Annotated in this window: 31 protein-coding genes; 11 read left to right on the forward strand and 20 right to left on the reverse strand. The window is 47.6% G+C overall.

Annotated elements, in window-relative coordinates; translation table 11 throughout:
- Positions 1-24 precede the first annotated feature (24 nt).
- From BMZ54_RS24825 to BMZ54_RS24835, 3 genes are all read left to right on the forward strand, one after another.
- Positions 25-912 (forward strand): DUF1835 domain-containing protein, encoded by an 888-nt coding sequence (locus BMZ54_RS24825; protein ID WP_089918567.1) that lies wholly within the window; start codon positions 25-27, stop codon positions 910-912.
- A gap of 108 nt (positions 913-1,020) precedes the next feature.
- Entirely contained in the window at positions 1,021-1,419 is a 399-nt protein-coding gene (locus BMZ54_RS24830; protein ID WP_089918570.1) for a hypothetical protein, read from the forward strand.
- A gap of 169 nt (positions 1,420-1,588) precedes the next feature.
- Entirely contained in the window at positions 1,589-4,126 is a 2,538-nt protein-coding gene (locus BMZ54_RS24835) for a DNA gyrase/topoisomerase IV subunit A (RefSeq protein WP_089918572.1), read from the forward strand.
- A gap of 219 nt (positions 4,127-4,345) precedes the next feature.
- On the opposite strand, the gene BMZ54_RS24840 is transcribed toward BMZ54_RS24835, so the two are convergent.
- From BMZ54_RS24840 to BMZ54_RS24905, 14 genes are all read right to left on the reverse strand, one after another.
- Complete coding sequence (locus BMZ54_RS24840; RefSeq protein ID WP_089918574.1) at positions 4,346-5,485, reverse strand: NAD(P)/FAD-dependent oxidoreductase; 1,140 nt, start codon at positions 5,483-5,485, stop codon at positions 4,346-4,348.
- Positions 5,478-6,176, reverse strand: a complete 699-nt coding sequence (locus BMZ54_RS24845; protein WP_089918576.1) for a methyltransferase domain-containing protein — start codon at positions 6,174-6,176, stop codon at positions 5,478-5,480. Before BMZ54_RS24845 ends, BMZ54_RS24840 begins: the two co-directional genes overlap by 8 nt.
- The gene (locus BMZ54_RS24850; RefSeq protein WP_089918579.1) at positions 6,173-7,288 is read right to left on the reverse strand and encodes a type III polyketide synthase; all 1,116 of its coding nucleotides are present in this window, start codon (positions 7,286-7,288) and stop codon (positions 6,173-6,175) included. The genes BMZ54_RS24845 and BMZ54_RS24850 overlap by 4 nt, the downstream gene beginning before the upstream one ends.
- The gene (locus BMZ54_RS24855; protein ID WP_238386688.1) at positions 7,281-8,144 is read right to left on the reverse strand and encodes a UbiA family prenyltransferase; all 864 of its coding nucleotides are present in this window, start codon (positions 8,142-8,144) and stop codon (positions 7,281-7,283) included. Before BMZ54_RS24855 ends, BMZ54_RS24850 begins: the two co-directional genes overlap by 8 nt.
- A 9-nt stretch (positions 8,145-8,153) precedes the next feature.
- On the reverse strand, positions 8,154-8,684 hold the full coding sequence (locus BMZ54_RS24860; protein ID WP_089918580.1) for a YceI family protein: 531 nt from the start codon (positions 8,682-8,684) through the stop codon (positions 8,154-8,156).
- Positions 8,685-8,741: 57 nt separating this feature from the next.
- Positions 8,742-9,842: a hypothetical protein gene (locus BMZ54_RS24865; protein ID WP_143081123.1), complete on the reverse strand. Its 1,101-nt coding sequence runs from the start codon at positions 9,840-9,842 to the stop codon at positions 8,742-8,744.
- 141 nt (positions 9,843-9,983) lie between these two features.
- Positions 9,984-11,132 (reverse strand): glycosyltransferase, encoded by a 1,149-nt coding sequence (locus BMZ54_RS24870; RefSeq protein ID WP_089918584.1) that lies wholly within the window; start codon positions 11,130-11,132, stop codon positions 9,984-9,986.
- A 145-nt stretch (positions 11,133-11,277) separates the two neighbouring features.
- Positions 11,278-12,225, reverse strand: a complete 948-nt coding sequence (locus tag BMZ54_RS24875; RefSeq protein WP_089918586.1) for a glycosyltransferase family 2 protein — start codon at positions 12,223-12,225, stop codon at positions 11,278-11,280.
- 133 nt (positions 12,226-12,358) lie between these two features.
- Positions 12,359-12,862 (reverse strand): DUF4199 domain-containing protein, encoded by a 504-nt coding sequence (locus BMZ54_RS24880; protein ID WP_089918587.1) that lies wholly within the window; start codon positions 12,860-12,862, stop codon positions 12,359-12,361.
- Positions 12,863-12,882: 20 nt separating this feature from the next.
- Entirely contained in the window at positions 12,883-14,145 is a 1,263-nt protein-coding gene (locus tag BMZ54_RS24885; RefSeq protein ID WP_089919002.1) for a dihydroorotase, read from the reverse strand.
- A 198-nt stretch (positions 14,146-14,343) separates the two neighbouring features.
- Positions 14,344-14,778, reverse strand: a complete 435-nt coding sequence (locus tag BMZ54_RS24890; protein WP_143081124.1) for a thiol-disulfide oxidoreductase DCC family protein — start codon at positions 14,776-14,778, stop codon at positions 14,344-14,346.
- On the reverse strand, positions 14,735-15,688 hold the full coding sequence (locus BMZ54_RS24895; RefSeq protein ID WP_089918591.1) for a hypothetical protein: 954 nt from the start codon (positions 15,686-15,688) through the stop codon (positions 14,735-14,737). Before BMZ54_RS24895 ends, BMZ54_RS24890 begins: the two co-directional genes overlap by 44 nt.
- Before the next feature lie 11 nt (positions 15,689-15,699).
- Positions 15,700-16,332: a hypothetical protein gene (locus BMZ54_RS24900; RefSeq protein WP_089918594.1), complete on the reverse strand. Its 633-nt coding sequence runs from the start codon at positions 16,330-16,332 to the stop codon at positions 15,700-15,702.
- A 144-nt stretch (positions 16,333-16,476) separates the two neighbouring features.
- Complete coding sequence (locus BMZ54_RS24905; RefSeq protein ID WP_089918596.1) at positions 16,477-16,836, reverse strand: hypothetical protein; 360 nt, start codon at positions 16,834-16,836, stop codon at positions 16,477-16,479.
- 311 nt (positions 16,837-17,147) lie between these two features.
- Between BMZ54_RS24905 and BMZ54_RS24910 the strand changes: the two genes are divergently transcribed.
- Positions 17,148-17,480 carry a helix-turn-helix domain-containing protein gene (locus BMZ54_RS24910; RefSeq protein WP_089918597.1) on the forward strand — a complete coding sequence of 111 codons (333 nt, stop codon included), beginning with the start codon at positions 17,148-17,150 and terminating at the stop codon, positions 17,478-17,480.
- Positions 17,481-17,579: 99 nt separating this feature from the next.
- Here BMZ54_RS24910 and BMZ54_RS24915 read toward each other — a convergent pair whose 3' ends face one another.
- The gene (locus tag BMZ54_RS24915; RefSeq protein ID WP_089918599.1) at positions 17,580-18,179 is read right to left on the reverse strand and encodes a hypothetical protein; all 600 of its coding nucleotides are present in this window, start codon (positions 18,177-18,179) and stop codon (positions 17,580-17,582) included.
- A gap of 154 nt (positions 18,180-18,333) precedes the next feature.
- Here BMZ54_RS24915 and BMZ54_RS24920 point away from each other — a divergent pair, with 154 nt between their 5' ends.
- On the forward strand, positions 18,334-18,948 hold the full coding sequence (locus BMZ54_RS24920) for a DUF2975 domain-containing protein (protein WP_162277661.1): 615 nt from the start codon (positions 18,334-18,336) through the stop codon (positions 18,946-18,948).
- Entirely contained in the window at positions 18,948-19,157 is a 210-nt protein-coding gene (locus tag BMZ54_RS24925; RefSeq protein ID WP_089918602.1) for a helix-turn-helix domain-containing protein, read from the forward strand. Before BMZ54_RS24920 ends, BMZ54_RS24925 begins: the two co-directional genes overlap by 1 nt.
- Before the next feature lie 20 nt (positions 19,158-19,177).
- Here BMZ54_RS24925 and BMZ54_RS24930 read toward each other — a convergent pair whose 3' ends face one another.
- The 3 genes from BMZ54_RS24930 to BMZ54_RS24940 are packed head-to-tail and all read right to left on the reverse strand — an operon-like array spanning position 19,178 to position 21,414.
- Positions 19,178-19,651 carry a hypothetical protein gene (locus BMZ54_RS24930; RefSeq protein ID WP_089918603.1) on the reverse strand — a complete coding sequence of 158 codons (474 nt, stop codon included), beginning with the start codon at positions 19,649-19,651 and terminating at the stop codon, positions 19,178-19,180.
- Between the two features lie 30 nt (positions 19,652-19,681).
- On the reverse strand, positions 19,682-20,398 hold the full coding sequence (locus BMZ54_RS24935) for a LytR/AlgR family response regulator transcription factor (protein WP_089918605.1): 717 nt from the start codon (positions 20,396-20,398) through the stop codon (positions 19,682-19,684).
- Positions 20,395-21,414 (reverse strand): sensor histidine kinase, encoded by a 1,020-nt coding sequence (locus BMZ54_RS24940; RefSeq protein ID WP_143081125.1) that lies wholly within the window; start codon positions 21,412-21,414, stop codon positions 20,395-20,397. The genes BMZ54_RS24935 and BMZ54_RS24940 overlap by 4 nt, the downstream gene beginning before the upstream one ends.
- A 186-nt stretch (positions 21,415-21,600) precedes the next feature.
- On the opposite strand from BMZ54_RS24940, the gene BMZ54_RS24945 reads away from it, so the two are divergent.
- The 3 genes from BMZ54_RS24945 (at position 21,601) to BMZ54_RS24955 (ending at position 23,927) form a co-directional block, all read left to right on the forward strand.
- Positions 21,601-22,404: a DUF3108 domain-containing protein gene (locus BMZ54_RS24945; RefSeq protein WP_143081126.1), complete on the forward strand. Its 804-nt coding sequence runs from the start codon at positions 21,601-21,603 to the stop codon at positions 22,402-22,404.
- Between the two features lie 24 nt (positions 22,405-22,428).
- The gene (locus tag BMZ54_RS24950) at positions 22,429-23,160 is read left to right on the forward strand and encodes a hypothetical protein (RefSeq protein WP_143081127.1); all 732 of its coding nucleotides are present in this window, start codon (positions 22,429-22,431) and stop codon (positions 23,158-23,160) included.
- A 158-nt stretch (positions 23,161-23,318) separates the two neighbouring features.
- On the forward strand, positions 23,319-23,927 hold the full coding sequence (locus BMZ54_RS24955; RefSeq protein ID WP_143081128.1) for a hypothetical protein: 609 nt from the start codon (positions 23,319-23,321) through the stop codon (positions 23,925-23,927).
- A 60-nt stretch (positions 23,928-23,987) separates the two neighbouring features.
- On the opposite strand, the gene BMZ54_RS24960 is transcribed toward BMZ54_RS24955, so the two are convergent.
- On the reverse strand, positions 23,988-24,905 hold the full coding sequence (locus BMZ54_RS24960; RefSeq protein ID WP_089918613.1) for a ThuA domain-containing protein: 918 nt from the start codon (positions 24,903-24,905) through the stop codon (positions 23,988-23,990).
- Between the two features lie 123 nt (positions 24,906-25,028).
- Complete coding sequence (locus BMZ54_RS24965) at positions 25,029-25,403, reverse strand: hypothetical protein (protein ID WP_089918614.1); 375 nt, start codon at positions 25,401-25,403, stop codon at positions 25,029-25,031.
- 105 nt (positions 25,404-25,508) lie between these two features.
- On the opposite strand from BMZ54_RS24965, the gene BMZ54_RS24970 reads away from it, so the two are divergent.
- Positions 25,509-25,982, forward strand: a complete 474-nt coding sequence (locus BMZ54_RS24970; protein WP_089918616.1) for a response regulator transcription factor — start codon at positions 25,509-25,511, stop codon at positions 25,980-25,982.
- Positions 25,983-26,111: 129 nt separating this feature from the next.
- Positions 26,112-26,651, forward strand: a complete 540-nt coding sequence (locus BMZ54_RS24975) for a DUF4199 domain-containing protein (protein WP_089918617.1) — start codon at positions 26,112-26,114, stop codon at positions 26,649-26,651.
- Positions 26,652-26,753: the final 102 nt, after the last annotated feature.

Below are 26,753 nucleotides of genomic sequence, written 5' to 3' on the forward strand. Positions count from 1 at the left end.
AATTCTTAAACAAATTTTTAATTAATGTTATTACATATCGTATTCGGACAGGCCTCCAAACCGGTGCTGGCAGCCGCTTTTGAACTGGACGAAAAATTAAGCGGGGAAATACTTTGTTTCGAGGATGACCTTTCTGTGGGCCCTTTATTTATACTGGATACTAAAGATGGGCAGTCGAACCGCCACCAATGGTGGCAACAGCTGGCCGGCTTACAACCACAGCCGGTAGCTGCCGCTGCAGAGGAAACAGCACCGCCGGCAGAAGAAGAGCCCTGGGCAGATGCAGAACTGGCGAAGCAGTTAAAAGCCCTTTTAAAAGCAGAACCGGAGCAGGAAGTATGGATATGGGCCGGGCAAAATGCCCGCGATGTGTGTGGGTATTACTGGCTGGTAAGCCAGCTGTATGATTTTGCAGGCCGCATACACATTATTTACCTGAACAACCTGCCTTTCCTGAATGAGAAGAATGCAGTGTTTTATCCTACCCACCTGCACCAGATATTACCCAAAGAATTCCTGAAAGCTAAAAAGCTGGCCCGCCCGGTATCCCTGGCGGAGTTTGAGCTGGATGGCGATGAATGGCACCGTTTAATGAACGAGAATGCCGGCATACGCCTGCTGGAAGGGGGCAAAAAAATAAAAGGTGAACCTGCGGTACATTATGATAAAGAGCTGCTGCAGCAAAGCACCAAAGAATTTCAGAAAGCCGCCAAAGTAGTAGGACAGGTAACCGGTAAATTAAAATACCCGGTGCTGGATCAGTACCTTGCCTGGCGCCTGAAAGAGCTGATCAAAGAAGGGCAGCTGGAAAGCAGGGGAGAGCTGAAGACGATGAAGGATTTTGAAGTGAAATTGCCGGGTGGCGGGGAAGAAGCGTCAGCGGAACAACCGGCGGAACCGGCAGCAGAATAGAATAATAGGGGCCGGCTAAATCGTAAAAAGGAGGCGCTTAGGACCGTGTAAACGCGGTTCTTACCCGGGAAGGGTAGCCTTTTTAGTCAGCCCACATATAATATATTTATGGTAACGGTAACACCTTTGGAATTATTAGGGCAGGATGAGCGGGGCGCCAATTATATCTGGAGCTCTGACCGTACCGGTGATTTTATGATGTGCTTCCGCAAAGCCGGCAGCAGCAGCGGCCAGCATTACCATGAAGGCAAAAGCGCTTACAAGAACCCGGAGATATTATTTGTAATGACGGGGCAGGCAGAGCTGCACTGGTGCCCGCTGGGTGAAAAAGAGATACGTGTAACGTCCATCACAGCGCCGGCAAAGGTGGTAGTAGCCATCAACATCTGGCACCAGCTGATAGCGGTTACGGATTGTGCGTTGATAGAAATGAACTCCATTGCTGATGTGCAGCAGGATTCTGTAAGGATCTGGCGGGAGGAATTTGAGAGAATGCTGAAAGCGTAAAGCTGAAAGCATAAAGCTGAAGGCTGAAGGCGTAACGCTAAACGCTTAATGCAAAGACATCATTAAAAGCTAAAAGCTAAAGGCCAAAAGCTAAAAGCTAAAGGTTAAAGGCTAAAAGCTAAAGGTTAAAGGCTAAAAGCTAAAGACTAAGAGCTAAGAAATAAAGGTTATGAGTGATATTCAAGATAATCTGCCAAACGAAGAATCCCTCCACAACATCATTCACGTAGGTGGGATGTATCAAAACTGGTTCCTGGACTACGCTTCCTATGTAATACTGGAGCGTGCGGTACCCAGTGTGGAAGACGGATTAAAACCGGTACAGCGCCGCATTCTGCACGCCATGAAGGAAATGGACGATGGCCGTTTTAACAAGGTGGCCAACGTAATAGGGCAAACCATGCAGTACCACCCGCACGGGGATGCCTCCATCAGCGATGCAATCGTGAACCTGGGACAAAAAGAGCTGTTGATAGAAACCCAGGGTAACTGGGGCGATGTACGCACCGGCGACGATGCGGCGGCGGCCCGTTACATTGAGGCGCGCCTTTCAAAGTTTGCGCTGGAAATAGCCTTTAATGCCAAAACCACTACCTGGCAGCTGAGCTATGATGGCCGTAAGAACGAGCCGCTTACCCTGCCCATGAAGTTCCCGCTGCTGCTGGCACAGGGCGCGGAAGGTATTGCCGTGGGCCTTTCCACCAAAATATTACCGCATAACTTCTGCGAGCTTATAGATGCTTCCATTAAATACCTGCGGGGCAAAAAGTTTGAGCTGTACCCCGACTTTATGACCGGCGGTATGATAGATGTAGCGGGGTATAACGATGGTAAGCGCGGTGGCAAAGTACGCGTACGTGCACATATTGAAGAAAAGGATAAAAAAACGCTGCTGATCAAGGATGTGCCTTATGGCATTACCACTACGCAGCTGATGGAATCTATTGTAAAGGCCAACGACAGCGGTAAGATCAAGGTGAAGAAGGTGGTAGATAATACGGCCAAGGATGTGGAGATAGAAGTGCAGCTGGCGCCCGGCATTTCACCTGATATTACTATTGATGCGCTGTATGCCTTTACGGATTGTGAAATATCCATTTCGCCCAACGCCTGTATCATTGTAGAAGATAAACCGCAGTTTGTAACGGTATCAGACTTGCTGCGGCATTCAGCCAACTTTACCCGCGAGCTCCTGAAAAAAGAGCTGGAAATAAAGCTGTCGGAGCTGGAAGATAAATGGCACTATACCTCCCTGGAAAAGATCTTCTTTGAAAAAGGTATCTACAAGGAGCTGGAACAAAAACATAAGGACTGGGAAGCCGTGCTGGTAGCCATTGACAAAGGCTTTGGCCCGTATAAGAAACAGCTGAAGCGGGAGATCAGCCGGGAAGATATTGTGAAGCTAACGGAGAAGCCCGTACGCCGTATTTACCGCCTGGATATCAATGAGCTGAATGAACAGATTAAAGCAATTGATGCGGATATTAAACAGGTAAAATACGACCTGGACCACCTGGTGGATTATACCGTGGGTTATTATGAGAACCTGCTGAAGAAATACGGTAAAGGCCGCGAAAGGCTCACAGAGATCAAAACTTTTGATACCATACAGGTGCAGCAGGTGGCTATTGCCAATACCAAGATCTACGTGAACCGTGCAGATGGTTTCATTGGTACCTCTCTGAAGAAAGATGAATTTGTAGCAGACTGCTCTGACCTGGATAACATTATCGTATTCCGCAGGGATGGTAAGATGCTGATCACCAAAGTATCTGATAAAACCTTTGTAGGTAAGGATATTATTCATGTGGATATTTTCCGTAAGGGCGATGAGCGCACCACGTACAACATGATCTACGTGGATGGCAAAAGCGGTATCAGCTATGCCAAACGCTTTAACGTAACCGGTATTACCCGCGATAAGGAATATGACCTGACCATTAAAGGAGAAAAGAACTCCAAGGTGCATTACTTTACCGCCAACGCCAATGGCGAGGCAGAAGTGGTAACCATTAAGCTGAGCCCCAACTGCCCGGCGCGTAACAAGGAGTTTGACCTGTTCTTTGAAACTATTGCCATTAAAGGCCGTAACTCGCAGGGCAACCAGGTAACCAAATACCCCATCCGCAGCGTGAAGTTTAAGGAGAAAGGCGTATCTACCCTGGCCGGCCAGAAGATCTGGTATGATGTTGCCGTAGGCCGCCTGAACACCGAAGAACGCGGCGTGTACATTGGCAGCTTTGAAGGAGAAGATAAGATCTTTGTGGTGTATAAGAACGGAACTTACGTACTTACCAACTTTGAGCTTACCAACCGCTATGAGCCGGATGATGTGATTTACATCGAAAAGTTCAACCCGGAAAAGATAGTGACCGCCATTTACTTTGATGCAGATAAGAAACAGTTCAACGCTAAACGTTTTAAGATTGAAACGCAAACAATGAACAACAAGTTCCTGTTCATTAAAGAAGGCGCCGGTAACTACCTGGAGCTGGCCACTACGCACTCCGATCCTATTGTGCTGCTGAAAACGGGCAAAAAACGCAACCCGGAAGAAGAGGAAGTGAACCTGGGTGAGTTTGTGGAAATAACCGGCTGGAAAACAGTAGGTACACGTATTGCCGGGGAAGACCTGGTAAGTGTGGAGCTCCTGTCTGAAGATGAGGATCCGGACCCGGAAGAGAATGTGCAGGGAGAGTTGTTTTAATTACGAATTATCAATTACGAATTGGAATGCAGCGGAGATTGAGTTTGATTGGATGAATTGATAGCTGTAATTGAGAATATTAATAAAAGCGGAAGGTTTGAAGTTAAAGGTTATAATGCCTGCTTCAAACCTTTCGCTTTTGTATTTGTGCATATTATGAATTATGATTGATGGTGAAGTATTTCAAATAATTCGTAATTCGTAATTGATAATTCGTAATTAAAACGGTTTCCCATGCGTAGATCTTATGATCTGCTTCGCTAACCCCGGCATATACCGCATTAAGCCAACCAAAAAAGTGGCCCGGCTTTCTGTACCCAGGAAGGCCTGGAGGACACGGCCCATGAACAGGCGGGAGGTGAAATGCTTGCGCCAGTGGTGCCGGTAACAACGTTCCATTTCCTTACGGGTGATCTTTTGCTGCAGCAGCTCATGGATCTGGTCAAAGGCCAGCTTGGCGCCGTGCATGGCCATGCTCATGCCGTTGCCGCAAAGGGGAGTGATCATGCCAGCGGCATCGCCCACCATTAAGATATGGTTCTCTACAGCGGCCTTTTTGGAAAAGCTGATCTGGGAAATGGCCAGCGGCTGCTCATACAGGAAAGTGGCTTCCGTAAAGATCTTTTTCAGGTGCGGGTTGCGGTATAATATTTCCCGCTCCATTTGCGGAATGCTGTTGTTATGCTTTTGCAGGTTAGCGGCGGTGGTCAGGTAACAAAGACAGCATTTACCATCTTCAATACGGGCAATACCACAGTAGCCATCGTCAAAATTATGCAGGGCTATCAGCCCTTCAGGGTGATCGTATTGAATGTGGTATTTAATACCAATATAGTTATTAAGCTTGCCGGGCGGCTGTTGTACAAAAGGCCGTTTCCACTTTACATCCAGGTTGCTGCGCTTGCCAAAGGCGCCTGCTGCAATGAAGGCTGTAATACGCCTTCCCTGATCGGCATTAATGACAAAGCGGTTGTTCCTGAACTGTACGTCCTGCACTTTGGTTTGGGTAAGCACATGTACGCCTTTCTTCTGAGCAATTTCATACAAGGCATTATCCAGCAGGTAACGGCTAATGCCAAACCCGCCTAAAGGCAGATCAGTCGTATAGGCCTGGCCGTGCGGGTCGGAGAGGAGCAGCTTCCGGATCTGCGGCAGGTTCATATTTCCTACCGGAACGCCCAGCCTTTCCAGGAAGCCCCGGCTTTCCAGGCTAATGTATTCCCCGCATACTTTATGAAAAGGGTATTGCTCTTTTTCCAGCAGCACCACGGTATATCCCGCGCCGGCACACTGAATAGCCAGGCTTAGCCCCGCAAGGCCGCCCCCTATCACAGCAATATCGTACCGGTTATCATTCATGGTGCTTAAAAGTAACCAGGTGACGAAAAGCCCATTGCCATTGCACGCCGGCCGGCGGTAACCCGGCCTGTGCCAGTAAACCCTGCCATTCCCGCTTTTTAAAACCCCTGGCCACACTTAGCGGCGCATCATTCTTTACCAGGTAAGAGCGGGAAAACAATTTAGTGAGCACACGTATGGAGTGGTATGCCAGCCAGTGCCGGTGCAGATCATTAATAAAAAAGCCGGTGCTGCAGTGCTGCTGCATCCATTGCAGCTGTTCAATTAAAGCGGCATCAGTAAAGTGGTGGCAGAAAAGGCTGGAAAAAATTACATCCGGTTTATCCGTAAACGTTACTTCCCGGTAATCATTCACAATCCAGCGGGTGTGGGATTGCAATATTTGCTTTTGCTCTGCATATTCAATACAGGTATCCTTTATGTCAATACCGGTAAAGGTTACGCTGATGTGCTTGCGTTTGCACCATTGCAGCAAGGCTGCCAGGTTATCGCCGCCGCCACAGCCTATTTCACATACATGAATGCGGGTGCGGCCGTTCAGCAGCTGCTGCAGGCCGCGGATGGTAATACGGTGCCCGCCCAGCCAGCGGTTGATGTTATCCAGCTCCCGCAGGTTCTGCTCAATATCTTTGAACGGAATGTTGTCACCATCCAGTAATTCCGGTTTGTATGAACGTTGTGCGAGGTTCATTTTACGGAAGCGATAAATGTTTCCATTGTAAGCCCCGGGCCAAATGCCACTCCAAAGATCTTTGCCGGTTGGGGGGTATGCTGCAGCTCTGCTAATATATCCTTTAGTATAAATAAAATAGTTGCGGATGACATGTTACCATAATCTTCCAGCACTTTACGGGAAAAGCACAGGTCATTGGCGTCCAGCTCCAGCTGGTGCTCAATTTCGTCCAGGATCTTACGGCCGCCGGGGTGTACGCACCAATGGGTAATATCCTGCTGGTTAATGTTGCTCTTTTGCAGGGCTTCCTGTACCAGCCCGCTGATATCTTCTTTAATAAGATGCGGGATATAGCTGCTCAGCGACATCAGGAAACCTTTGTTGCTGATGCCCCAGGCCATATCCAGCTTGCCTTTAAAGGCTATGTTGGCGCAAAAGCCATCAATGCTCAGCGCTGGTTTGCTGCCTGTGGCAGTACCCGCAGGCTGGTTAGCCATCAGCACCGCTGCGCTGCCATCGGCAAACAGCAGGGCGCTGGCAGCATTATCCGGCGTATAGTCCTGCTGAAAATGCAGGGTACACAGCTCTGTAGCTACGATCATTACTTTGGCCTGCGGTTCCGTATCGCAGATCATCTTCCCTAACTTTAACGCATGTACGGCGGCGTAGCAGCCCATAAAGTTTACGGATGTACGAAAAATACCGGGCGACAGCTGCAGCGCTTCTATGATCTCAAGGTCCAGGCCGGGTGCGCTCATGCCGGTACAGCTTACGGTAATAAGATGGGTAACGGCTGTTACCTCCATAACCCCTTCCATACACTGTTCTATGGCTTGCAGTGACAGGGGCAGGGCCTCCTGTTTATACAGGGCCATACGCTTATCTACCGTCAGTAAGGTGCCGTTGGCGCTAACAGCAGCGGTTTGGGTAACGGTCCATTCTTCCTCCGGCAGGCTATAATCCGGTAATACGGAATAGCGGGTTTGAATACCGCTGTGCCGGTATAAAAAAGACAGCTTACGCTTATCGGTTTCATCCAGCTGGTGTACCTGTTGCATAAAACGCAGGATGTCATCCTGCTGGTGACGATAAGCGGGTACCGCTGTGCCTATGGAAATGATTTCAGCCAAAATGATGCAGAATTAGTAATACAATGAAAGCCATGTTAGTACAGGTACCTGCCAATACGTTCATTTGCATGGTACGCTTAAAGTCCGCCCTGGAAGCATCCTTCCACACCTGTATGAGCCAGCGTATGAAAAAGAGGATAACGGGGATGAAAAATAGCTGCAATATCACAAAGTGACGAAGCTGCTGTTGTTGTTGATAATGAACAAACAACAGGCCAAAGGCAATGGCATACATGCCGGCGCAGAACAAAAAAGTGCCACGCCTGCCCAGCTTCATGCTTAAGGTGGTTACCTGGTCCTTTGCATCTGCCTCATGCTGGTACACCTGTGTAATGGGATAGAAGCCGCCTATGAGGAAGGCTGCTGCTATGGCCGGTATCCAGGGAAAGGGCAGATCACTGTTCACTGCGGAACCATAATACACCATACAGAATACCAGTGCGCCCTGGTTCAGAATCACGGTCAGGTAACCGATGACCGGGAAACGTTTTAAACGGATGCGCCGGTTACTATAAGCCCGGGAGCAAAGGATATAACAACCTAAAGCCACTGCAAACCAGGGAGATACGAGGAATGATAGTAGAAAAGCTGCTACATCCATCCACACTGTTACATAAAACAGCTGCCGGGTAGGCTGCATGGGTTTGGCCACACCGCCAATGCTGCCTTCATCCCGGTCCATATAGCTGTTATAACCATTACTGGAGGGGTATAACAGCACATGCAGCAGTATAAAGATCAGGATGGCTTTGGGCCAGTTAATAGCTGGTACAAAGCTCAGCGCAAACCAGTACACCGGCATGAGGAAGTAGGAGAAAGGAAAACGCAGCAATTGTATTGTGGAGGGTTGTAGCATGCAGGGCGCTTATTTTTTTACGGGTACCGATATATCTACTTTAAAATCGCTACCCAGGATGAAACTGGAACCGCCTACCTTATAGTCTTCCCGGTTCACTTCTATGTTTGCGGTGAACAGGCCGCCACTGGCGGTTTTGCTGTAGTTAAAGGGCAGACTGATCTCTTTTTTAACCCCGCGTATTTCCAGGGTGCCGGTGGCCGTATACCCTTTGTCAGATTTTTTAATAGCGCTGGAAGTAAAGCGGATCAGGGGAAACTTATCGGCATACAGGTATTTTTCGCCTTTGGCGTGTTTGTTCTTTAAACCGTTGCCGGTATTTATAGAGGCTGTGCTCACGGTTACATTAAACTTTGAGCCCGGGAGGTCATTCTCGTCAAAAATAATGTCCCCTTTTAAACCTGTGAAGGTGCCCGAAGCGCCTTTGCCATCAAATTTAATGGTGTAGCCATCTGCAATTTTCCAGCTGGTGGCAACATACGTGAAGGCGGATGCTACAAAAAATATTGCAGCCGTCAGCGTGACAGTAAATCTTTTCATTGTGCTCTGATTAAACGGCAAATAGTGCCCCTGAATGAATATAACAAAAAAACCGTGTTACTTGTTTTTGCGTTTCTTCGACGCCTTTTCTGCTTCCATTTCTTCTGCGGTTTGTGGGCGCATCAGGTTCTTTTTCCGCTGATCCTGCGGCTGCTGCAGCGGAAACTTGCCCTGGGGCAGGGCGTCGTGAAACACTTTTTCTATATGTACCCATTTTCCTCCTTTCCATTTAAACCCTTCATAATCCAGGTCAGGTACATATGTATACGGTTTTCCCGGCTCATTGGTTGCCGATACCAGATGATCAAATACGATCATATCCATTTCGGGGTTATAACTGAGGCTGATGGTGGCTTTTTTACTGTATTCTATAATGAAGCGTTTGCGGGTAGGCTTAGGGACGGTGTCTTCTGCGTAGCTAAAGAAAGGCCCGCCAAATACGGGTTTGCCGTTCTTAAACTGCAGCATATCCACCAGTTTTTTAGTGCTGCGCAGGTTATTGGCGTCGTAGCCAAATAACGTATAGTATTCACTGTTAAAGAAATGCTGCTGTACTATTTTATAATAGAGGCAGCCGTACCAGGCTTTGTTATCGCCTACGGTATCTACATTGGAGGTATAGTCCGAATTATCAAAAAGAGGGAACAGCTTCAGCTGCCCGTTCTTACTGTTCATTTGTATGGCGCCGTAGTGGCGGTAAAAACCATTATCGTTCTCAAGGCCCCAGGTAAAAATGCGGAAGGTGCTATCCTGCGGGTATTGTATGCTGATGCTTTGCAGGGAATCAAAGGGGAACTCAAAAGAGTAGGGCGCTTTAAGCGCGCGCACCAGCTGCGGTATGAACTGGTCGCTGGCCCGCTGGCGTATGTCTTCTGTTTTACCGTTTAAAATAGTATCAGCTACCCGCTGCAGGGAATCCTGCTGTTTTGCGAGCAGGGTACTGTCTGCCGGGCGCAGGTGCTGCGCCTTTGCGGCTATACAGGTGAAGAGCCCTATTAGCAGGAGGCAAACTGATTGAGCAAAAAGCTTAAAGCAGAAAGCAAAAAGCTTAATGCCGTTTGATGGAGCAAAAAGCTTAAAGCAGAAAGCTAAAAGCTTAATGCCGTTTGTTTTATGTGTAATGTGCTGAATGTTTAACGCTGCCTGCATTCTGTTCAATTGCTGTATGTTTAACGCTATGTGCAGTATTTTTGTTATGTGTTCCTGGGAAAAGCCTAAAGCGCAAAGCTGAAAGCTTAATGCTGTTTGTTTTATTCCATATGCTTAAGGCTTTTAGCCTTCGGCTTTGTGCTTTACGCTTTATGCTTTCGGCTTTACACCTTCCGCAAGTGCATGTATTTCAGCGGCCAGGCGGCTCCAGGAGTATTTTTGTTTTTCTTCCTGTACGCCGGCTGTCATAGCAGCTTCCCGGTCCTCTACATAATACTTTTCTACGGCAGCTGCAATGGAGGCCGGTTCCGGCTCACAAATGAAGCCTACTTTGCCATCCGGGATGGTTTCTGCCAGCCCGCCCACATTGGTCACCACCATGGGCTTTTCAAAGTGGTAGGCTATCTGTGAAATGCCGCTCTGGGTGGCGCTTTTATACGGCTGTACCACCAGGTCGGCCGCACGGAAATAATACTTTACATCGTCGTTGGGAATGAAGTCGGTATGCAGCAGCACCTTATCGCCCAGCTGGTGTTGTGCGATCAGCTGATGATAGGGGGCGGCATCTTCATAAAACTCCCCGGCTACTATTAAATGAATGTCCAGCTTACGCAGGCGTTCATCTGCCATAGCCTGCAGTAAAAGGTCCAGCCCTTTGTAGGGGCGTATGAAGCCAAAGAACAGGATGTACCGTTTACCGGCATCCAGCTTCAGGTGAGCCCTGGCAGCGGATTTAGGTATTAATTCCCCATAGCTGTCGTAAATAGGATGGGGGATGAGCGATGCCTTTTTTACGGGCTCAAACTGCCGCAGGTCGTTGATCACAGACTGGCTCATGGCTACAAATACATCCACCGGTTTCAGGAAGTAGCGGGTAAAGGCTACATCGCCGAACCTTTTTTCATGCGGTACTACGTTATCCAGCATACCCACTATACGGATATTGCTGCCTTTTTTAGCGATGCGTAATATAGTGCCCAGGCAGGGCCCCATAATGGGCAGCCAGTATCTTACAATAATAATGTCAGGATTGAAGCGGCGTATTTTGCGGCCGGTGATCCACCAGTTCAGCGGATTAACAGAGTTTACGATACGGCGGATCCGCAGGTGTGCGGGCGGAGGATCTGTTGAATACTGGCTTTTGCCGGGGAACATGAAACCAGGATACTGTACGGTGAAGGTCCAGATATCTACATCGTCTGTTTGCTGCAGCTCTTCGGCCAGCCTTTCGTTATAAGCTGCCAGGCCGCCCCGGAAGGGGTAGGCGGTGCCGAGTATGAGGATCTTCGATTTATTCAAAGCTTACAATTATCAATTACGAATTACGCTTAACGCCGAATGCTTAACGCTGATTATGTCAGGTTTGTTGAGCGCGGATATACGGGCGGCTACATTGGCGTTCGGCGTTCAGCATTTTGCATTCAGCCCCAATTCGTAATTATTTTCAACTAATTTTTTCTTCAATGAGGTATGTATTCCGTTCCGGAGCATTGCGGGCTACAAGCTCGCCAATAAAACCGGTGAGGAAGAGCTGTGAACCTATGATCATGAACAGGATGGCCAGGTAAAAGATAGGCCGGTCCGTCATGTTGTACCGGTCAAAAGCAATTTTGGCAAAGCCCAGGTAAAAGGCAATCCCAAAACCTAAGAGGAAGAACACGGTGCCCAGCGCGCCAAACAGGTGCATAGGGCGTTTCCCAAACTTACCGATGAACATAATGGAGGCCAGGTCCAGGAAACCATTAATAAAACGTTCCAGTCCAAACTTGGTAACACCGTATTTGCGGGCGCGGTGCTCTACAGGCTTTTCGCCTATCTTGCTAAAGCCGGCCCATTTGGCGATCACGGGTATATAGCGGTGCATTTCTCCATACACCTCAATAGACTTCACCACTTTTTTGCGGTAGGATTTCAGGCCGCAGTTCATATCGTGCAGCGCTACTCCGCTCATTTTTGTGGTGGTCCAGTTATAGAGCTTACTGGGCAGGTTTTTGGTGAGTGCGTTATCGTAGCGTTTCTTTTTCCAGCCGCTTACCAGGTCGTAGCCATCCTCCACTATCATGCGATACAGTTCCGGCACTTCATCGGGGCTATCCTGTAGGTCGGCATCCATGGTAATGATCACATTGCCCTGTGCTGCGCGGAAGCCTTCATTCAAGGCGGCGGACTTGCCATAGTTACGGCGGAAGCGGATGGCTTTAATATGCTGCGGGTCGGCGGCTGCCAGGCGCTGTATCACTTCCCAGGAGCTATCCGTGCTACCGTCGTCCACCATCCATATGTCGTAGGTGAAGTTGTTTTCCTGCATCACACGATCAATCCAGGCAACAAGTTCCGGCAAAGATTCTTCTTCGTTTTTTAATGGAACGATAACGGATATGTCTAAACTCATAGTCTGGATATTTTTTAATTACGCTGAACGCCGAATGCTGAATGCTTTACGCTAATGCAGCGGGGCGGTAGGTCCGCACCCGGACATAACATAATCAGCGTTAAGCATCAGGCGTTCAGCGTTCAGCGTATTCCTATAACTGCGGCTGTTGTACGTTCGGGTTCTTTTTGGCTACGGCTGCACCTATAAGGGATGCAATGGCGCCAAAGAACAGGGTACCGAAAATACCGCCGGCTAATACAAATACCATGAACATCTTACTGGTCATGGCAATGGCTTTTTCTATCACATCATCTGACTGTCCCTGTTTTTCCATCTGCCTGCGGGCCTCCTCCAGCGCCTTTTCCTTAATATCCGGGAAAATAAGGATGAACACCACGGAGAACAGCACGGTAACCAGTGCTATAAGGGACGTGGTTTTGAACCCGTTTGCAAAAACGTTGCCAAAGGTCACATTCCCGTCATTCAGCTTTGCAAATTGGGTGCAGGTAAAAATAACGCCAACAAATATTACAACCGTGCTTACCCATTTTACCCAACTCTCTGTGCTGAGGTTCAGCACATAAAAAAGTACAGATAACAGAATAAGGATTGCGCTGATAACCAATCCATACTGAAGATGGTTGCTTTTGTGCATAGTAGTAAGGTTTATAAGGATTAAGAAAACAGTACCTGATTATTATTGATAACCGCTTTCACTTTGCCTGTTAACTCCGCGCCAATATACGGTGAATTTTTAGACCGGGAAGCAATATCCGCGCTGGTGAACGTCCAGTTGGTATCCGGTTCAAATACAGTGAGGTTTTCCAGCTCTCCTTTATTAAATTCCGGTATGGGAAGGTTAAAGATGCGGCGTGGGTTTATGGTGAGCATTTGTATAAGCTGTGGCAGGGGCAGCTGGGGAATATGTCTACGGATCGCCCCAAAGCAGGTCTCTAATCCTATCATTCCATTCTTTGCATATTCAAATTCCAGCTGTTTGGCATCCCAGTCCTGCGGTTGGTGGTGGGTGGCAAAACAATCCACCACGCCATTCACCACGGCCTCTTTCAGCGCGGCAACATCTTCTTCGCTGCGCAGGGGCGGGTTTACTTTAAGATGGGTATCGTAGTTCCGGAGGTCTGCGTCTGTAAAAGAGAGGTGATAAGGTGTAACGGAGCAGGTAACCTTTATACCTTCTTCCTTTGCCTGGGCAATGAGCGCTATACCTTTGGCAGTGCTTACGCCGGTAATGTGCAGCTTAGAACCGGTATACCGTGCCAGCTCGAGGTCGCGCTGAATGATCAGCTCTTCGGCCAGGGCGGGTTTGCCGGGCATGCCCAGCTGGGTGGAGTGGATGCCTTCGTGCATAAGGCCATGGGCGGAGATGCTCTGATCATCCGGCAGCTGTATAATGGTGCCATCAAAGGCTTTTACATATTGCAGGGCTTTCAGCAGCAGGCCGGGGGATTGTACGGGCTTAATACCGTCGGAAAAGGCAGCGGCGCCGGCTTCCTGCATCTCGTACATTTCCGCCAGAGAGGTGCCTTCCAGGTTTTTGGTAATGGCGCCTATGGGCAGCACCTGTACAGGGCCACGGCTGGTATTGCTGAGCACATAGCTGATCTGCGGTTTAGTGTGCAGGGCGGGCTGGGTATTGGGCACTATCATTACCGTGGTAAAACCGCCCCTGGCTGCTGCCAGTGAACCGGTTTGCAGGTCTTCCTTATGCTCCTGGCCGGGATCGCAGAAATGGGCAAAAACGTCCATCCAGCCCATAGATACGTGGAGGTTATTGCCTGTAATGATTGTTACATTATCCGCCTTAATTTCTGCGGCTACCTTGCTCACCCTGCCATCTGCTACTAAAATGTCCATCGGCTGCCCTGAGAAAGGATCATTCGGGGCGATAACGACTGCTTTTTTAATTAATATCTGCATGCTGTAAAATAAAACCTGGCTGTAAGAATAATGCTTGTCCAAAAAAGTGCAGGGCAAAAATAGGAAAATTACGAATTGTCAATTACGAATTACGAATTAATGCAGCGAAGGATCGGGCAGAGGGATATTTAAGTATTACGAATTAAGAATATTTTGAAGCATTTCCAACAATTCGTAATTGAATAATTCGTAATTCAATTACACCAGCCGCTCCCGCATTTCAAGGGTGGGCAGGGCGCAGGCCTGCCTGCGTACCAGCTGGTGGCGGCGCCGGGCTATCCAGTTATATACCGGGTTGCTGATAAAAGCGGGAATGCAGCTTAGCAGCCAGCCGGCCAGGCCGAACGGCTGCCGGCACCCGCGCAGAATACGGGCTATGGCAGCCGTCCGGGTATATGCTTTGCCATGCTGCACCAGGTAAATGGTACCGGCGTCTGTACCGGTGGCCAGGGGCAGCCCATGCTGCCGGGCCAGGGCCTGAAAACAGGCGCTTTGCTGGTCGCAGAGGCGGAAATGTACCCGGTCCATGCGGATAACCCAGCGTATAAAGCCGTTGCAAAAGGCACAGCTCCCATCGAATAATATGATCTTATCTGCCTGCATATACCTGCGGTTCAGGATGAAATTCCGCAAAGGTAGGTAATTTCCACTTGGCTTTCCGGTTTATGCGGCTTATCAGCTTATTCAGGAAGGCCTGCCATTCCTCATCTTTAAAAAAGAAGCCATAGGTCATGATGAAAATGATCTCGAACCCATAGATCATCATAAACACATAAATACCCAGGTGCAGGGCAATGCCACAGAGCACTACAGCAAGGCGGGTCTTTTTAAACCATACCAGCACAGGGAAGTACACTTCCACGATCAGGGTAAAATATGTGGAGATGGTAACGAATACGCCGTTCTTGGCCAGGAAATCGTTCCAGGGCGTACCCTTGAAACGGCCAATGCTAAAAGTATAATAAGTGGCCACACCATTGAACCATACCTCGGCATGGATCTTATGCCAGGCCGACCAGAAATAGATCATACAAAAGTGCAGGGTAATGGCCCGCACACACAGGTTGCTGCCTAGGTTCGACAGCTGCCGCAATGTTTGGTTCTTAAACTGCCCGGCTTTGATGCTGAAGTACTGGTAGCTGTCGGCAAAAACCATGTACAGCATAATAAACTTCATCAGGTTATCGCCGCCATTCAGCACCAGGTTGCACATGCGCTGCAGGGTTTCATAACAAAGGAACAGCAGCAGGGCGGTAAAATGTTTCCCTATACCAAACAGGTATAATACAATGATCAGCAGGTAGGCGGTAATGAACCACTGGTAATGCTCCCGCAAAAAATGGGTGGGGATGCCCAGCAGCTCTGTAATAAAGGTAGGTACCGGCGATACAAAGGAATTGGCGCCATACAGGATATCCAGGTAGGCCCACTGGAAAAGGATGGTTTTAATTAAATGAAAACAAACAAAGATGCGGAATACCGCGAGGTAAAAGGAATAGCGGTTCTTTTCCTCTAAACTGAGCAGGTATTTAAACAGTGCCATGGTGTACGGTTTTAGCGGTTAAGGGTAACATAATCGCTGATAAAATAAGCTTCTTCGCGGCGGGGTTTGGTGCTGAACCGGTCGGCAAATTTGGGTAGCATTACGTGGGAGAGGATGAGGCGTACTTCATGCCGGGCTGTATCCAGCCGGTTCTTTTGCGCTACAATAGCTGCGTAGTTCCGCAGGGTTTGAAAGCTGATGCCATGCTGGATGGTTTCCCGCAGTATATGCTCACCGCTGGTATCTGTTGCGCTTTTCCCGGCTTGTTTGTTCCGGTAGATGAGGTCCTGGCGCATATCGTGCAGGTCATCGCCAATGCCGGTCATGCTGCCGGAAAGCAGGTAGTCTACAATATCCTCATGCCAGTTAAAGGGCGCTTTCTGTTGTTTGAGGGTTACAATCGGTTCCATTACCTCAAAGGTTTTGGTTTGGCGCGTAAGCTTATCACGGAACTCATAGTACAGGCGCTCATCATAATTAGGGGGCGGTGCAAAGAAGCCCCAGCGCTGGAACAGCCATTGCTGGAACACCTGCTGCTGGTGATAGAACTGCAGGCTTACATAATTATCCGGCATGGTGAATAAGAAGGTGGCTGCAAAATAGCTGATGAATGCCAGGTATATAATCGGGCGTAAAATATTCATGGCTGAAGGTTTGAAGGGTTGAAGCGGGATAGTGTAAAATATAAGGGTTAAGAGAAGGCTGAATAGCGGGCATAGCTTGCCCAGCCCGGTTCTTCAGCCTTCTGCTTCAACCTTCAAAGTTTACACTACTAACTAAAACTGTGATTAATCGAGGCTGTTCAATTTGTTCTGCACTTGCTGTGCAGGTTTCAGAATACCTCCGCCCGGCTGGGTGATAATGGTAGCATTTGCAGTAGCGGTCAGCAGGTCCGTTTGGGTAATGTAACGGGTAGCTGTAATAAGACGGGTGTACGGCAGGGGCACTACATAAATAGTGGGTACCGGGGTCAGGTAAGCAGCAGCTTTTGCGCCGCTTACATTCTGAGCATCGGCCAGCTGCAGGTTAGTGGCCTGGTTGCTGCCTAATAAGGCAGGTGCGCTGGTGTGGCTGAAACTGGACAGGGTAACAGTAGTAACTGCCAGGCAGGCAACAATGGCTGTTTTTGCATTGAAAATGCGGATCATGACGTTTAAGTTTTTGAGGTTATTGAAATGAAGAAATCAACAATGGGTTACTAGCGTTGCGCAATGGCAGACATTGCTGCAATCGGTTAGTAGGTGTGCTCATGCTGTTTGGGCTGATCCTCTGTGTAAGTGCGATTTTTGGGGTGTAACAAGAAGAACAGAACAACAAAAGATCTGCTGTAGATCGGGTGTAAAGTTGAACATTAAAATTATTCCTGCCAATAGCGTGCGTGTTTAATTTATTCCTAATTTTATTGTACGATTTAGTTTGTTTGTTTTTTAACTGTTAACCTCAAAAATTGTTGTACCCCATGATCTCGGACACTATCAGAAAGCTCCGTATGGAGCGAAGTTTCACCCAGGAGTATGTAGCCCTGGAGCTGGGCATTTCACAGAATGCTTATTGTAAGATTGAGAACGGGCAGGTTCAATTAACTATTGACCGCTTGCAGAAAATTGCGGCTATTTTAGATACGCCGCTGCCCCTGTTATTTAACTATCAAACGGAGCCTGAAGAAAAAGACAGCGCTTTACCATTTTGCCAGGATGTTATTGTGCTATTGCAGGAGGAGCTGCAGGCCAAGCAAAAAGTAGTGGACGATTTGTTAGGGATCATTAAGGTAATGCAGGGCAGCCCCGGGTAATTTGATCCTTTTTCTGCAGGCGCCGTCCTGTATATGCTTCTTTAGTTGTTCTGTTGGCGTCCGTTTGTGTTAGCCGCGTGGCGGAGCTATGCAGGAAGGTTAGTACAATATCATCACTTTTTTCTGCAGCTGAAAACTATCATTACTCACATCTTCCTCATAATAATATACAGTATCATTTTCCAATACAATCTTTTTTTGCAGGTCTTCATCGCTTACACGCTCGCATCCAGTTAATGTCAGCCATGGTTTTCCAATTTCTTTCCACTTATTGTTTGCATATGTCCAGGTGCTCATATGGTAAGTGCAGCCATGGTGTGGTTCCTGAAAAAGGGAAATGTCATCACGGCCGTCTTTATTCAGATCTCCTTCATTGATCAGTCTCATTGCGCCATAGCTGGCGTATAACGGGGTTATGCTATCTGAAGAAAAACGTACAATGTATTCATTCTGGCCATCTTCTTCGTCGCTGTGATCTTTAAATAATACCCCGTAGGCGGTATCCATTATCTGATCGCCATTAAAATCGTCATAAGCAATAGCGGTATCCGGCATTGCCTGTATAAGCTGTGTGTAAGCTTGTTGAACGGCGGGAAGGGGCGTGGCAGCGGTGGTATCCACTGTTTGTTTATGATCTGTGGTAACAGGCGCATGGCAGCCCAAGAGGTAAAGGGGCAGGATAAATAGTATATATTTCATAGCTGGGACAAAAATGTGATAAAACGGTAAATAAAAAAATAGACCAGAGATGTTATTAAAATGCCCATTTACCTATTATTTAAAATATTTTATGTTTTACGTAAAAAATTAAATGTTTTGCGTACATTTGGATCGAAACAAAATTTCATCCTTTATGAACCGGATCATTATTCGCGGGTTGTATATCCTTACCAACATTGTATGGTACCTGTTCTGGGTATTCCTGGTTATTATTGTTATTGGCATCTGCATTAAAATGTTCACCACCCATAAGCTGGAATGGGACGTACCTGTTACCATAAATGCCGCTAAACACCTGCCTGTTACGGGTATGGATACGGCGCAGGCGCAGGTATCTTCCCTGCGGGATGTAGAAGGTTTAATGAAGTTCAAAGTGCAGCTTACCCCGCTGTTATCTGCTATCGTGGTTGTGTTCTTTTCTTTATCTATGTTCCTGTTCGGCAGTGTGCTTTACAACACCCGCCGTATTTTTCAATCGCTGAAAGCGGAAGTGCCTTTTAACCTGGAAAATGTAAAGCGCCTGCGTTATATTGGCCTGTTTGTAATTGCTATGGCGGTTATCAATTTTATAGATGCGTTTGTAAAGAATGCACTGTTCAAAGTTCAGCTGCAGCAGGCAGGAGGCATCTACCATATAAAAATAGTGCTGGGTTTCTGGCCGGTTATTACAGGGCTTATTATCCTGGTGCTGTCAGAAGTTTTCCGGAAAGGCTACCAGTTAAAAGTGGATAACGAATCTTTTGTATAATGGCGATCATCATAAACCTGGATGTGCAGATGGCAAAGAACAAGATCTCTTTAACAGAGCTGGCACAGAAAGTAGACATTTCCCTTACGAACCTGTCTTTGCTGAAAACCGGCAAGGTAAAAGGGATCCGTTTTGACACGCTGGAGGCCTTATGCAGGATCCTGAAATGTAAACCCGGTGATATACTGGATATTACAGACGCAGAATAATTGCCGTACTGGTGTTAACGTTAGTGATTCCATACAATTAAGCTGTCGTCCGGCACATCATATTCATATACCTGGTGCGTAAGCGTATCTATGTACAACCAGCCGTCTGTAATAAAGCGTTTCCCATAATCATCTTCATAATCATGGCCCAGGTGGCATACCATGTATTTTGCGCTGTCGGTATCCAGCAGCTGGTCCCATAACCAGGCAATGGAGCTGTCTTTGGCGGCATTTTGTACGGCAGTATTATCTGTCAGGGAAATGTATTGTGTAACCAGCACATCGGCCCAGCTTAATCTTTCGCGCATGGCGCTGTCTATTTCAACAGAGCGGTTCTCTTTACCGGCTGGTGAAAAAGTCCGGTAAGCAGTATCGGCCTGCACAAAAGTGGCGCTGTCGGAGTTATCGGCTGTAGTGGTGCCGGCGTTGTCCGGAGCAGAGGAACAACCCGCAAAAGCGAATGCGCAAAACAAAGCGGCAAGGGATCTTTTCATAGGGCATGAAATAATTGCCAACAAATATAATTAAAAGATCCGTTGGCGGATAGCAGCCATAAAAGGCTCCCGGAATTTTTCGCTTACGGGTATTTGTTTGTCGCCTATGAAAATATGATTGTCCTGGATCTTGTCCAGCTGTGCAATGTTCACAATATAGGAATGGTGTACGCGTATGAAAGGGTGGGAGAGCTGTTCCTCAATATCTTTCAGGCGGCGGTACACCAGCAATTGCTCGCTGCTGGTTACCAGCCGTACATACTCTTTTTCGCCTTCAAAATAGAGAATGTTGTGCAGCAGCAGCTTGTGAAATGTTTTGCCGGATTTAATGAAAAAATATTCTTCTGTTGCAGGTGCGGACGGGGGAACGGTTACGCCCCGGTCTTTTAAATGGAAATGGGTTTCTATTTTTTGTACAGCAGCGTAAAAACGTTTTAATGTAATGGGTTTCAGCAGGTAATCCAGCGTGGTATATCCGTAGCTGTCTGCCGCATATTCTGAATAAGCGGTGGTGAATACAATATGGGTGGTTTTGGGCAGCAGGCCGGCCAGCTCCATGCCGGTAAGCTGTGGCATGTTAATGTCCAGGAAAATAAAATCTACGGTTTGCTCTTTCAGAAAGGCCAGCGCTTCCAGCGCATCGTAACACTTGGCCAGCAGCTGCCATTCTGTGGTTTGGCGAATGAACATTTCCAGCAGGTTCACGGCATTGGGCTCATCGTCTATAATAATACAGCGCAGGTTCATTGTAACGGAATTTTCAGGGATGCATTAAAATATTTACCTGCCGGCTGGGCGCTGAGCTCATAATTGCTGCCAAATAATAACGACAGCCTTTTGTGCAGGTTGCGGATGCCAAAGCCACTTTGCCCGGTTACGGTTTGTTTATCGTGCAGCAGGTTCTGGGTTTGAAAAAGCAGGTACCCGTTCTCCTGTACCAGTGAAATGGTAACGGCATTTTCCGGATTGGATTTATCGATACCGTGTTTGAAAATATTCTCTACAAAGGTCATTAATAACATTGGCGGAATGCTGGCCTCTTTGCGGCAGTTCTGAATAAAGGTAATGGATATCTCGTGCCGGATACGGATCCTTTCCAGGGCAATATAATTTTCAAGGAACTGGATCTCTGTGCCCAGGGTTACTTCTTCCCGGGGGCTTTCATCCACAAAGTACCGCATGATCTCTGACAGGCGTTCAATGAGCATGGCAGTGCGGGGCGCTTCCTTATAGGCTTCGTAATAAATGTTGTTAAGGGTATTAAACAGGAAATGCGGCTGCACCTGTGATTTCAGAAGGTTCAGCTCTGCCAGGCTTTTTTCGGCAATCATTTCCTCTGCCTGCCGTTTCAGCTTAAAATAGTCCAGCGCAAAACGGAATATAAAGCTCAGCACATAGATCACTACACAGGCGGCGCTTACATAAATAATGCTTTTAGTAGTAATGGGCAGGTACTCTTTTGAAAAGTATTGATTGTAGATGTATTGGGAAAGATAGCTGCGGGCAATGCCTATCAGCGCAAGAAAAAAAACAGATGCCAGCACATAAGGCATTAACTGTCCTCTTTTATAAAACACCGGTAACAGGAAATGGATGTTGCCATAGATTATAATGGCATAGAACGCAGTGCTGATGGCGGTAAAGGCGCCTGCCTGCACCACGCCATCCATTGGCAGCATGGAAATGAAATTGATCAGGAACACAAAACCCCAGAGCAGCCATTGCAGCTGCACGGGGCTAGCCTGGCCGGAAAATATCTTCATAATTAAAGGTACAAAGATTTTAAGGCTGCCTGCCACCTGTTTTCAACCGTTCACCCGTAAAATTCAACCGTTGCCGTTATTGAACGCTATGCGGGTACGGCTAAAGTATGTGCGTGAATAATTGAATTGATTTTTATAAGCAGCAGCGGCGGCAGACATTTGTTTTATTATTCCAATACAACAGCTATGAAAAATAACATTGTTATCGGCATTTTAATATTGATCACCATTATGGCCGGTGTACTGGCGCCCCTGGTGCTGGATGCGCAGGCTACTGATACGGTGGCGCCGGGCAGCCGGATCCTGAACACCCGTTTGCTGAAACCCGGGCTGCGCCAGTACCTGGTGTATTACCAGCATCCGCAAGCCCCTAAAATGTTGCGGTGCTGGTACTGGCTGCGCGATATTAAAACAGCTACCCGTAACGGGGAGCCGGTATTCACCATCAGCCAGCACTGGTATGGCGCTGATACTACCAGTTACCGGGCTTACTTTTCTGTGAACAGCGCAAAGGATTTTACACCCGTCTACCACCAGGAAACAGCCAAAAGTGGCCTGGCAGCCTATAACTGGGGAACAGCCGGTATTAGCGGCGCAGATACGGTGGCAGATAATTCAAAGAAAGGATTTACCCTGCAGTTTGACCGGCCCAACTTTAACTGGAACCTGGATGTGGAAACTTTTGAAATGCTGCCATTAGCTGCGGGTAAAACATTTGCCATTAACTTTTATGATGCCGGTTTGGACCTTCCTGAATTCGTGATCTATAAAGTAAGCGGCATCGAAGCGCTTACCACGCTGGATAACAAAAGCGTGGATTGCTGGAAGCTGGTGACCACCGGTAACAATAAAGGTGTTGACTATACGCAAACTTTCTGGATCAGTAAAAAGGAGCATGAATTTTTGAAAGAGGAAGATGTGTATGGCGGCATGTACCGCTGTAAAGTAAAGCTGCCGGCCTTTATGCCGGATGTACTGACACATTTTTAAACCCCTTGTAAAATGATCACCTGTATGAAATATACTTTTCTGCCAGTGGTATTTATACTGGGTAGCTTGTTCCTTGCGCAGGTTTTGCCGGAAGAAACACCGGTGAATAATAAGAGCGAGGTATTTGTGCTGGCTACCTTATACCGCCGCCATAACAGCACACCGGTGTATAACCTGGATACGCTGAAAAGAATCATTAGCGCCATTGATCCGCAGGTATTTGTGCTGGATGTAAACCCGAAGGAATTAAAGGAGCAGAAAGTGTATCCGTCCAAGATAGAGTATCCCGGTGTAATATTCCCGCTGGTAAATGAAATGCAACGCCCGGCTTACGCTGCAGAGCCACCGGAGCCTGTTTTTACGGAAATAGTGCAGGCTGTGATCAAAGCACATAAAGAGTTTGACAGCACCCGGGCTGATGCCTCCCGCTCACTGCAACAATATACCGGCAGCCTGTTTAATGTACTGAAAATAGTATGGCAAACACCTGCTGATGTGAACGGGCAGCGTACCGATAAAGCGCTGGCGGGCAAACGCGCGCTGGAAGACCAGCTTATAGGGCCGGTAGATATAGACGGCGACCGGCGCTGGACGCAGAACATTGTAAATGTAACGCTGCAGGCGGCCAACGCGCACCCCGGCAAACGTATACTGGTATTAATAGGAATAGAGAACTGCCATGGCGTGCGGGCCGCCTTGCGCGCACAGAACGGGATACAACTTGTTGATATGGAACAGTGGCTGCGCCGTCAATAACGGTAACCCATATACTGTAATGTACCATCCTTCCGCCGGAAGGGGAGCTGCGAGGCTCCCTTTTTCATTTCGTATAAATATATGACATTAAAATGTTATGTATTTTACGGCTATCGGTGGTAACTTGCAGGCCTATTCCTATACGAACTAAAATAGCTATGAAATTTTCAAAACTCCTTTTGTCCGCAGCCATGGCTGCTGCGTTTGTTGCCTGTAGTAAAGATGAAACCACGCCTGAAGGTGGAAACAATTCCGGTGAGATCCTGGGTACTTATGATTTTGTTGGTATGAAGGTTACCAGCAAAAGTACCGCTACGGATAATTCCTCAACAGATAAAACGATCACCTATAGCTCTTACAACAGTAAAGAAAACCAGGGAACGGTTGTTTTTGATGCCAGCAAAGTGGTTTCCAGCAATTTTGCCTACACCGTTGATACTACCGTTAAGGCCGAAATTTATACAGAAGGAGAAGAAATGCAAACCATTGAGATACCTTTCATGTTTAAGGCTCCGGCATCCGGCAGTACTGCTGCCTATAAAATGAAGGGAACGGATTCTATTTACTTTGAAAAGGGCTTCATTAGTCTGCCGGACAATTCGGGTACTGCACCTACTACGCCTAACACGGCAAAAGTGACCTGGGTAGGTGATACGCTGGTCCTGTACAGCGCAATTGCCTATACCTCCTCACAACAGGCTTCAGGTATTACTTTCACCACCCTTATGACGGCTACCCAGGAAGTAAAGCTGAAGAAAAGAAAATAACTCTCTCGATTGCGTATTCTAATAAACAAGGGCGTGCTGTCTTCAGCCGCCCTTCCTCTTTTAACGCCCCCTGGGCACATCTGTAGGCTCCCGCAAGCTCACGGCGTTTTTAGTGGGAAAATTAGCCGGTACCGGGTAGCTAACCTTACCGCTGCCCAGCCATTCCGCCACGCGGATCATAGTGGTTTCAAAGCCAATGCAGCGATAGCTGAGCGGGTACACATCACCCTTCCATAAATGTCCCATGCTGGAATTATATACCCGGCCTTTTCCATACTTTACCACCCACTCCACCGGCCATGTTTTGTTGCTGATACTATCGTATGCAGCAGAGAGCACGGTAATGTACTCTGCAGGGCCGCGCGGGTAGCGGTACAGCTCCATGGAAGCGGTTTTCCATTCATCCGGAAAACCTTTGTTAATGGGATGGCGTTGCAGAATGTGGATCACCGCATCAAAGCGGTCGCCATGGTTGGTGGCATCTCCCTGGCCGGGTGGCAGGCGCTGTATATGACCATTGGGATCAATAATGAGCGCAATGCCGGTTGTTTTAGGACGCCATCCCAGGCCTATCATTTTATCATACTCCTTCCAGTGCGGGAATGCATTGTTGCCGGAATGCAGGATGTATAAGCCGCCGCCAGCCTTTACATATTGCTCCAGCTCTATTTCAACAGCGCGTGGCCAGCGCATGGCGGTATCATTGATGTTATTGGTGTTCTGGATCACCACATCATAGTTTTTAAAGTTGGGCTGCCACTGTGCCCAGCGCGGATCATGGGCAGTGGATGGCGTGGTGGAAACCGATACATCGAACAAATTACTTTCTTCCAGGATAGCTTTGGTGAGCTGCGTGGTTTGCTGCCAGTTGTGGTTACTGAAGCCGTCTACAATCAGCACCCGGATATGCTTTTGCGCATGGGTTACCGTATGTACACAGAAAAGTATAAATAACAACAATGCCGTTTTGCGTAACATGTAGAAATGTTTGGCAGTTAAATTAGCAAAAGGCCGGCATTTGCCCGGTTTATTTGTGTTAACCGGTTATGAAAACAAAACCCGCTACAGGAGCGGGTTTTGCAGTTAGATAATGCCGGTGGTTTAGTCTCTTACAAAACGCACGTGCGTGGTAAGGGTATTGCCGCAGTCGCAGGTAATTACATCGATCACCATAATGTTACCGGAGGGCAATGTAAGGCTGCCTTCATACGTTTTACAGCTGCCGGAGGTGCTGAACAGTGAAAGCACCACCAGGGTAGGGGCGGCCGTGCTGCCGGCCTCACTTACATAGGCATGTGCAATATTACAGGCGGCGCTGGTTTCCACGCAGTAATACTTATCACCTCTGCTATCATAATAATCACATCTTTTGTCGGCTCCTTTGGCAATGGGTTTACTGGCAGAATGACTTACGTTAACATGGCACAGGCAAAATACAAGGCATAACAGGGTGGACAATACTAGGGCTTTTTTCATGGCATTTGAGTTTGGGTTTGAGGAATTTGAAATGATCATATAAGATAACGAAACTTATTTAAAATGTTATTTTTGCCTTAACATAAAACCTCAACTGTATAACTGATGGCAGCCTCCTTTCTGTCAAAACACAAACATATTATCCTGTATGGCGTTTGCCTGGCCTTGCTGCTATTTTTACTAAAATGGCTGGAGCTGCGTTTGATCATTATTAACCACGCTTTTGAGGTATACATTGGGGCCATTGCAGTGATCTTCACTGCATTAGGCATCTGGCTGGCGCTGAAGCTCACCAAACCAAAAGTAAGAACGGTGATCGTGGAGAAGGAGGTATACATTCAGCATGAAGGTGAATTTACCCCGAACGAACGGGAGCTGCAGCAGCTGGGCCTCAGCAACCGGGAGCTGGAAGTGCTGCAGCTAATGGCAGCTGGACTGAGCAACCAGGAAATTGCCGGCCGTTTATTTGTGTCTTTAAACACCATCAAAACCCATTCTTCCAGGCTGTTCGAGAAAATGGATGTAAAGCGCCGTACCCAGGCGGTGGAAAAGGCTAAACGCCTGCGGATCATACCTTAAGGTGATGATCCTTTAACCGGAAAATGCAAAAATCATCCTAAAGTATGAAGCCCGTTTGCCCCTAAACCCCCAAATTTGTGCTCATCAACCTAAGGCACGCCCCTGGCGTATAAACCTAAAACTTACCGCATGAAAAAGAATGTATGGATCTTTGGCCTGATATCCGGCCTGATTGTAACCGCCATGATGATCTATTCCGTGGCCAGATGTTATAGTGAGCCCGATTTTGAAGGTAACATGGTGCTGGGATATGCCTCCATGATCCTGGCTTTCTCTACGATCTTTGTAGCTATTAAAAACTTCAGGGATAAATATAACGGCGGCGTAATATCCTTTGGAAAGGCTTTCAGGATAGGCCTGTATATTACGCTCATCGCCTCTACCATTTATGTGCTGGTATGGCTGGTGGAGTATTATGTGTTTGTCCCCGACTTTATGGATAAATATACCGCGCACATGATCAAAGTAAAACAGGACAGTGGCGCCAGCTTGCAGGAAATTCAAAAGGAGACCCGCCAGCTGACCAGCATGCACGAAATGTATAAGAACCCGCTTTTTGTAGTGCTCTTCACCTATTTTGAGATCTTACCGATTGGGCTGGCGGTTGCGCTGATTAGCGCGCTCATACTAAAGAAGAAAGGCAACGCACCGGCAGCAATTAATAATTAATAGATTGTGTTGTGTCGGGGTGATGCGTATTGTTTGTGATCTGTGTTGTGCCTGTTATTGATGTACCTATTGATCAACTATCAGATTGTTATAAAAGAAATG

This window comes from Chitinophaga rupis (assembly GCF_900109685.1).
Classification (GTDB): domain Bacteria; phylum Bacteroidota; class Bacteroidia; order Chitinophagales; family Chitinophagaceae; genus Chitinophaga; species Chitinophaga rupis.

What these genes read in the sequence shown, in the direction of transcription:
- BMZ54_RS24825 (WP_089918567.1), top strand. Translation starts at nt 25, where the DNA reads ATGTTATTACATATCGTATTCGGACAGGCCTCCAAACCGGTGCTGGCA.
- BMZ54_RS24830 (WP_089918570.1), top strand. Translation starts at nt 1,021, where the DNA reads ATGGTAACGGTAACACCTTTGGAATTATTAGGGCAGGATGAGCGGGGC.
- BMZ54_RS24835 (WP_089918572.1), top strand. Translation starts at nt 1,589, where the DNA reads ATGAGTGATATTCAAGATAATCTGCCAAACGAAGAATCCCTCCACAAC.
- BMZ54_RS24840 (WP_089918574.1), bottom strand. Translation starts at nt 5,485, where the DNA reads ATGAATGATAACCGGTACGATATTGCTGTGATAGGGGGCGGCCTTGCG.
- BMZ54_RS24845 (WP_089918576.1), bottom strand. Translation starts at nt 6,176, where the DNA reads ATGAACCTCGCACAACGTTCATACAAACCGGAATTACTGGATGGTGAC.
- BMZ54_RS24855 (WP_238386688.1), bottom strand. Translation starts at nt 8,144, where the DNA reads ATGCTACAACCCTCCACAATACAATTGCTGCGTTTTCCTTTCTCCTAC.
- BMZ54_RS24860 (WP_089918580.1), bottom strand. Translation starts at nt 8,684, where the DNA reads ATGAAAAGATTTACTGTCACGCTGACGGCTGCAATATTTTTTGTAGCA.
- BMZ54_RS24875 (WP_089918586.1), bottom strand. Translation starts at nt 12,225, where the DNA reads ATGAGTTTAGACATATCCGTTATCGTTCCATTAAAAAACGAAGAAGAA.
- BMZ54_RS24880 (WP_089918587.1), bottom strand. Translation starts at nt 12,862, where the DNA reads ATGCACAAAAGCAACCATCTTCAGTATGGATTGGTTATCAGCGCAATC.
- BMZ54_RS24885 (WP_089919002.1), bottom strand. Translation starts at nt 14,145, where the DNA reads ATGCAGATATTAATTAAAAAAGCAGTCGTTATCGCCCCGAATGATCCT.
- BMZ54_RS24895 (WP_089918591.1), bottom strand. Translation starts at nt 15,688, where the DNA reads ATGGCACTGTTTAAATACCTGCTCAGTTTAGAGGAAAAGAACCGCTAT.
- BMZ54_RS24900 (WP_089918594.1), bottom strand. Translation starts at nt 16,332, where the DNA reads ATGAATATTTTACGCCCGATTATATACCTGGCATTCATCAGCTATTTT.
- BMZ54_RS24905 (WP_089918596.1), bottom strand. Translation starts at nt 16,836, where the DNA reads ATGATCCGCATTTTCAATGCAAAAACAGCCATTGTTGCCTGCCTGGCA.
- BMZ54_RS24910 (WP_089918597.1), top strand. Translation starts at nt 17,148, where the DNA reads ATGATCTCGGACACTATCAGAAAGCTCCGTATGGAGCGAAGTTTCACC.
- BMZ54_RS24915 (WP_089918599.1), bottom strand. Translation starts at nt 18,179, where the DNA reads ATGAAATATATACTATTTATCCTGCCCCTTTACCTCTTGGGCTGCCAT.
- BMZ54_RS24920 (WP_162277661.1), top strand. Translation starts at nt 18,334, where the DNA reads ATGAACCGGATCATTATTCGCGGGTTGTATATCCTTACCAACATTGTA.
- BMZ54_RS24925 (WP_089918602.1), top strand. Translation starts at nt 18,948, where the DNA reads ATGGCGATCATCATAAACCTGGATGTGCAGATGGCAAAGAACAAGATC.
- BMZ54_RS24930 (WP_089918603.1), bottom strand. Translation starts at nt 19,651, where the DNA reads ATGAAAAGATCCCTTGCCGCTTTGTTTTGCGCATTCGCTTTTGCGGGT.
- BMZ54_RS24935 (WP_089918605.1), bottom strand. Translation starts at nt 20,398, where the DNA reads ATGAACCTGCGCTGTATTATTATAGACGATGAGCCCAATGCCGTGAAC.
- BMZ54_RS24940 (WP_143081125.1), bottom strand. Translation starts at nt 21,414, where the DNA reads ATGAAGATATTTTCCGGCCAGGCTAGCCCCGTGCAGCTGCAATGGCTG.
- BMZ54_RS24945 (WP_143081126.1), top strand. Translation starts at nt 21,601, where the DNA reads ATGAAAAATAACATTGTTATCGGCATTTTAATATTGATCACCATTATG.
- BMZ54_RS24950 (WP_143081127.1), top strand. Translation starts at nt 22,429, where the DNA reads ATGAAATATACTTTTCTGCCAGTGGTATTTATACTGGGTAGCTTGTTC.
- BMZ54_RS24955 (WP_143081128.1), top strand. Translation starts at nt 23,319, where the DNA reads ATGAAATTTTCAAAACTCCTTTTGTCCGCAGCCATGGCTGCTGCGTTT.
- BMZ54_RS24960 (WP_089918613.1), bottom strand. Translation starts at nt 24,905, where the DNA reads ATGTTACGCAAAACGGCATTGTTGTTATTTATACTTTTCTGTGTACAT.
- BMZ54_RS24965 (WP_089918614.1), bottom strand. Translation starts at nt 25,403, where the DNA reads ATGAAAAAAGCCCTAGTATTGTCCACCCTGTTATGCCTTGTATTTTGC.
- BMZ54_RS24970 (WP_089918616.1), top strand. Translation starts at nt 25,509, where the DNA reads ATGGCAGCCTCCTTTCTGTCAAAACACAAACATATTATCCTGTATGGC.
- BMZ54_RS24975 (WP_089918617.1), top strand. Translation starts at nt 26,112, where the DNA reads ATGAAAAAGAATGTATGGATCTTTGGCCTGATATCCGGCCTGATTGTA.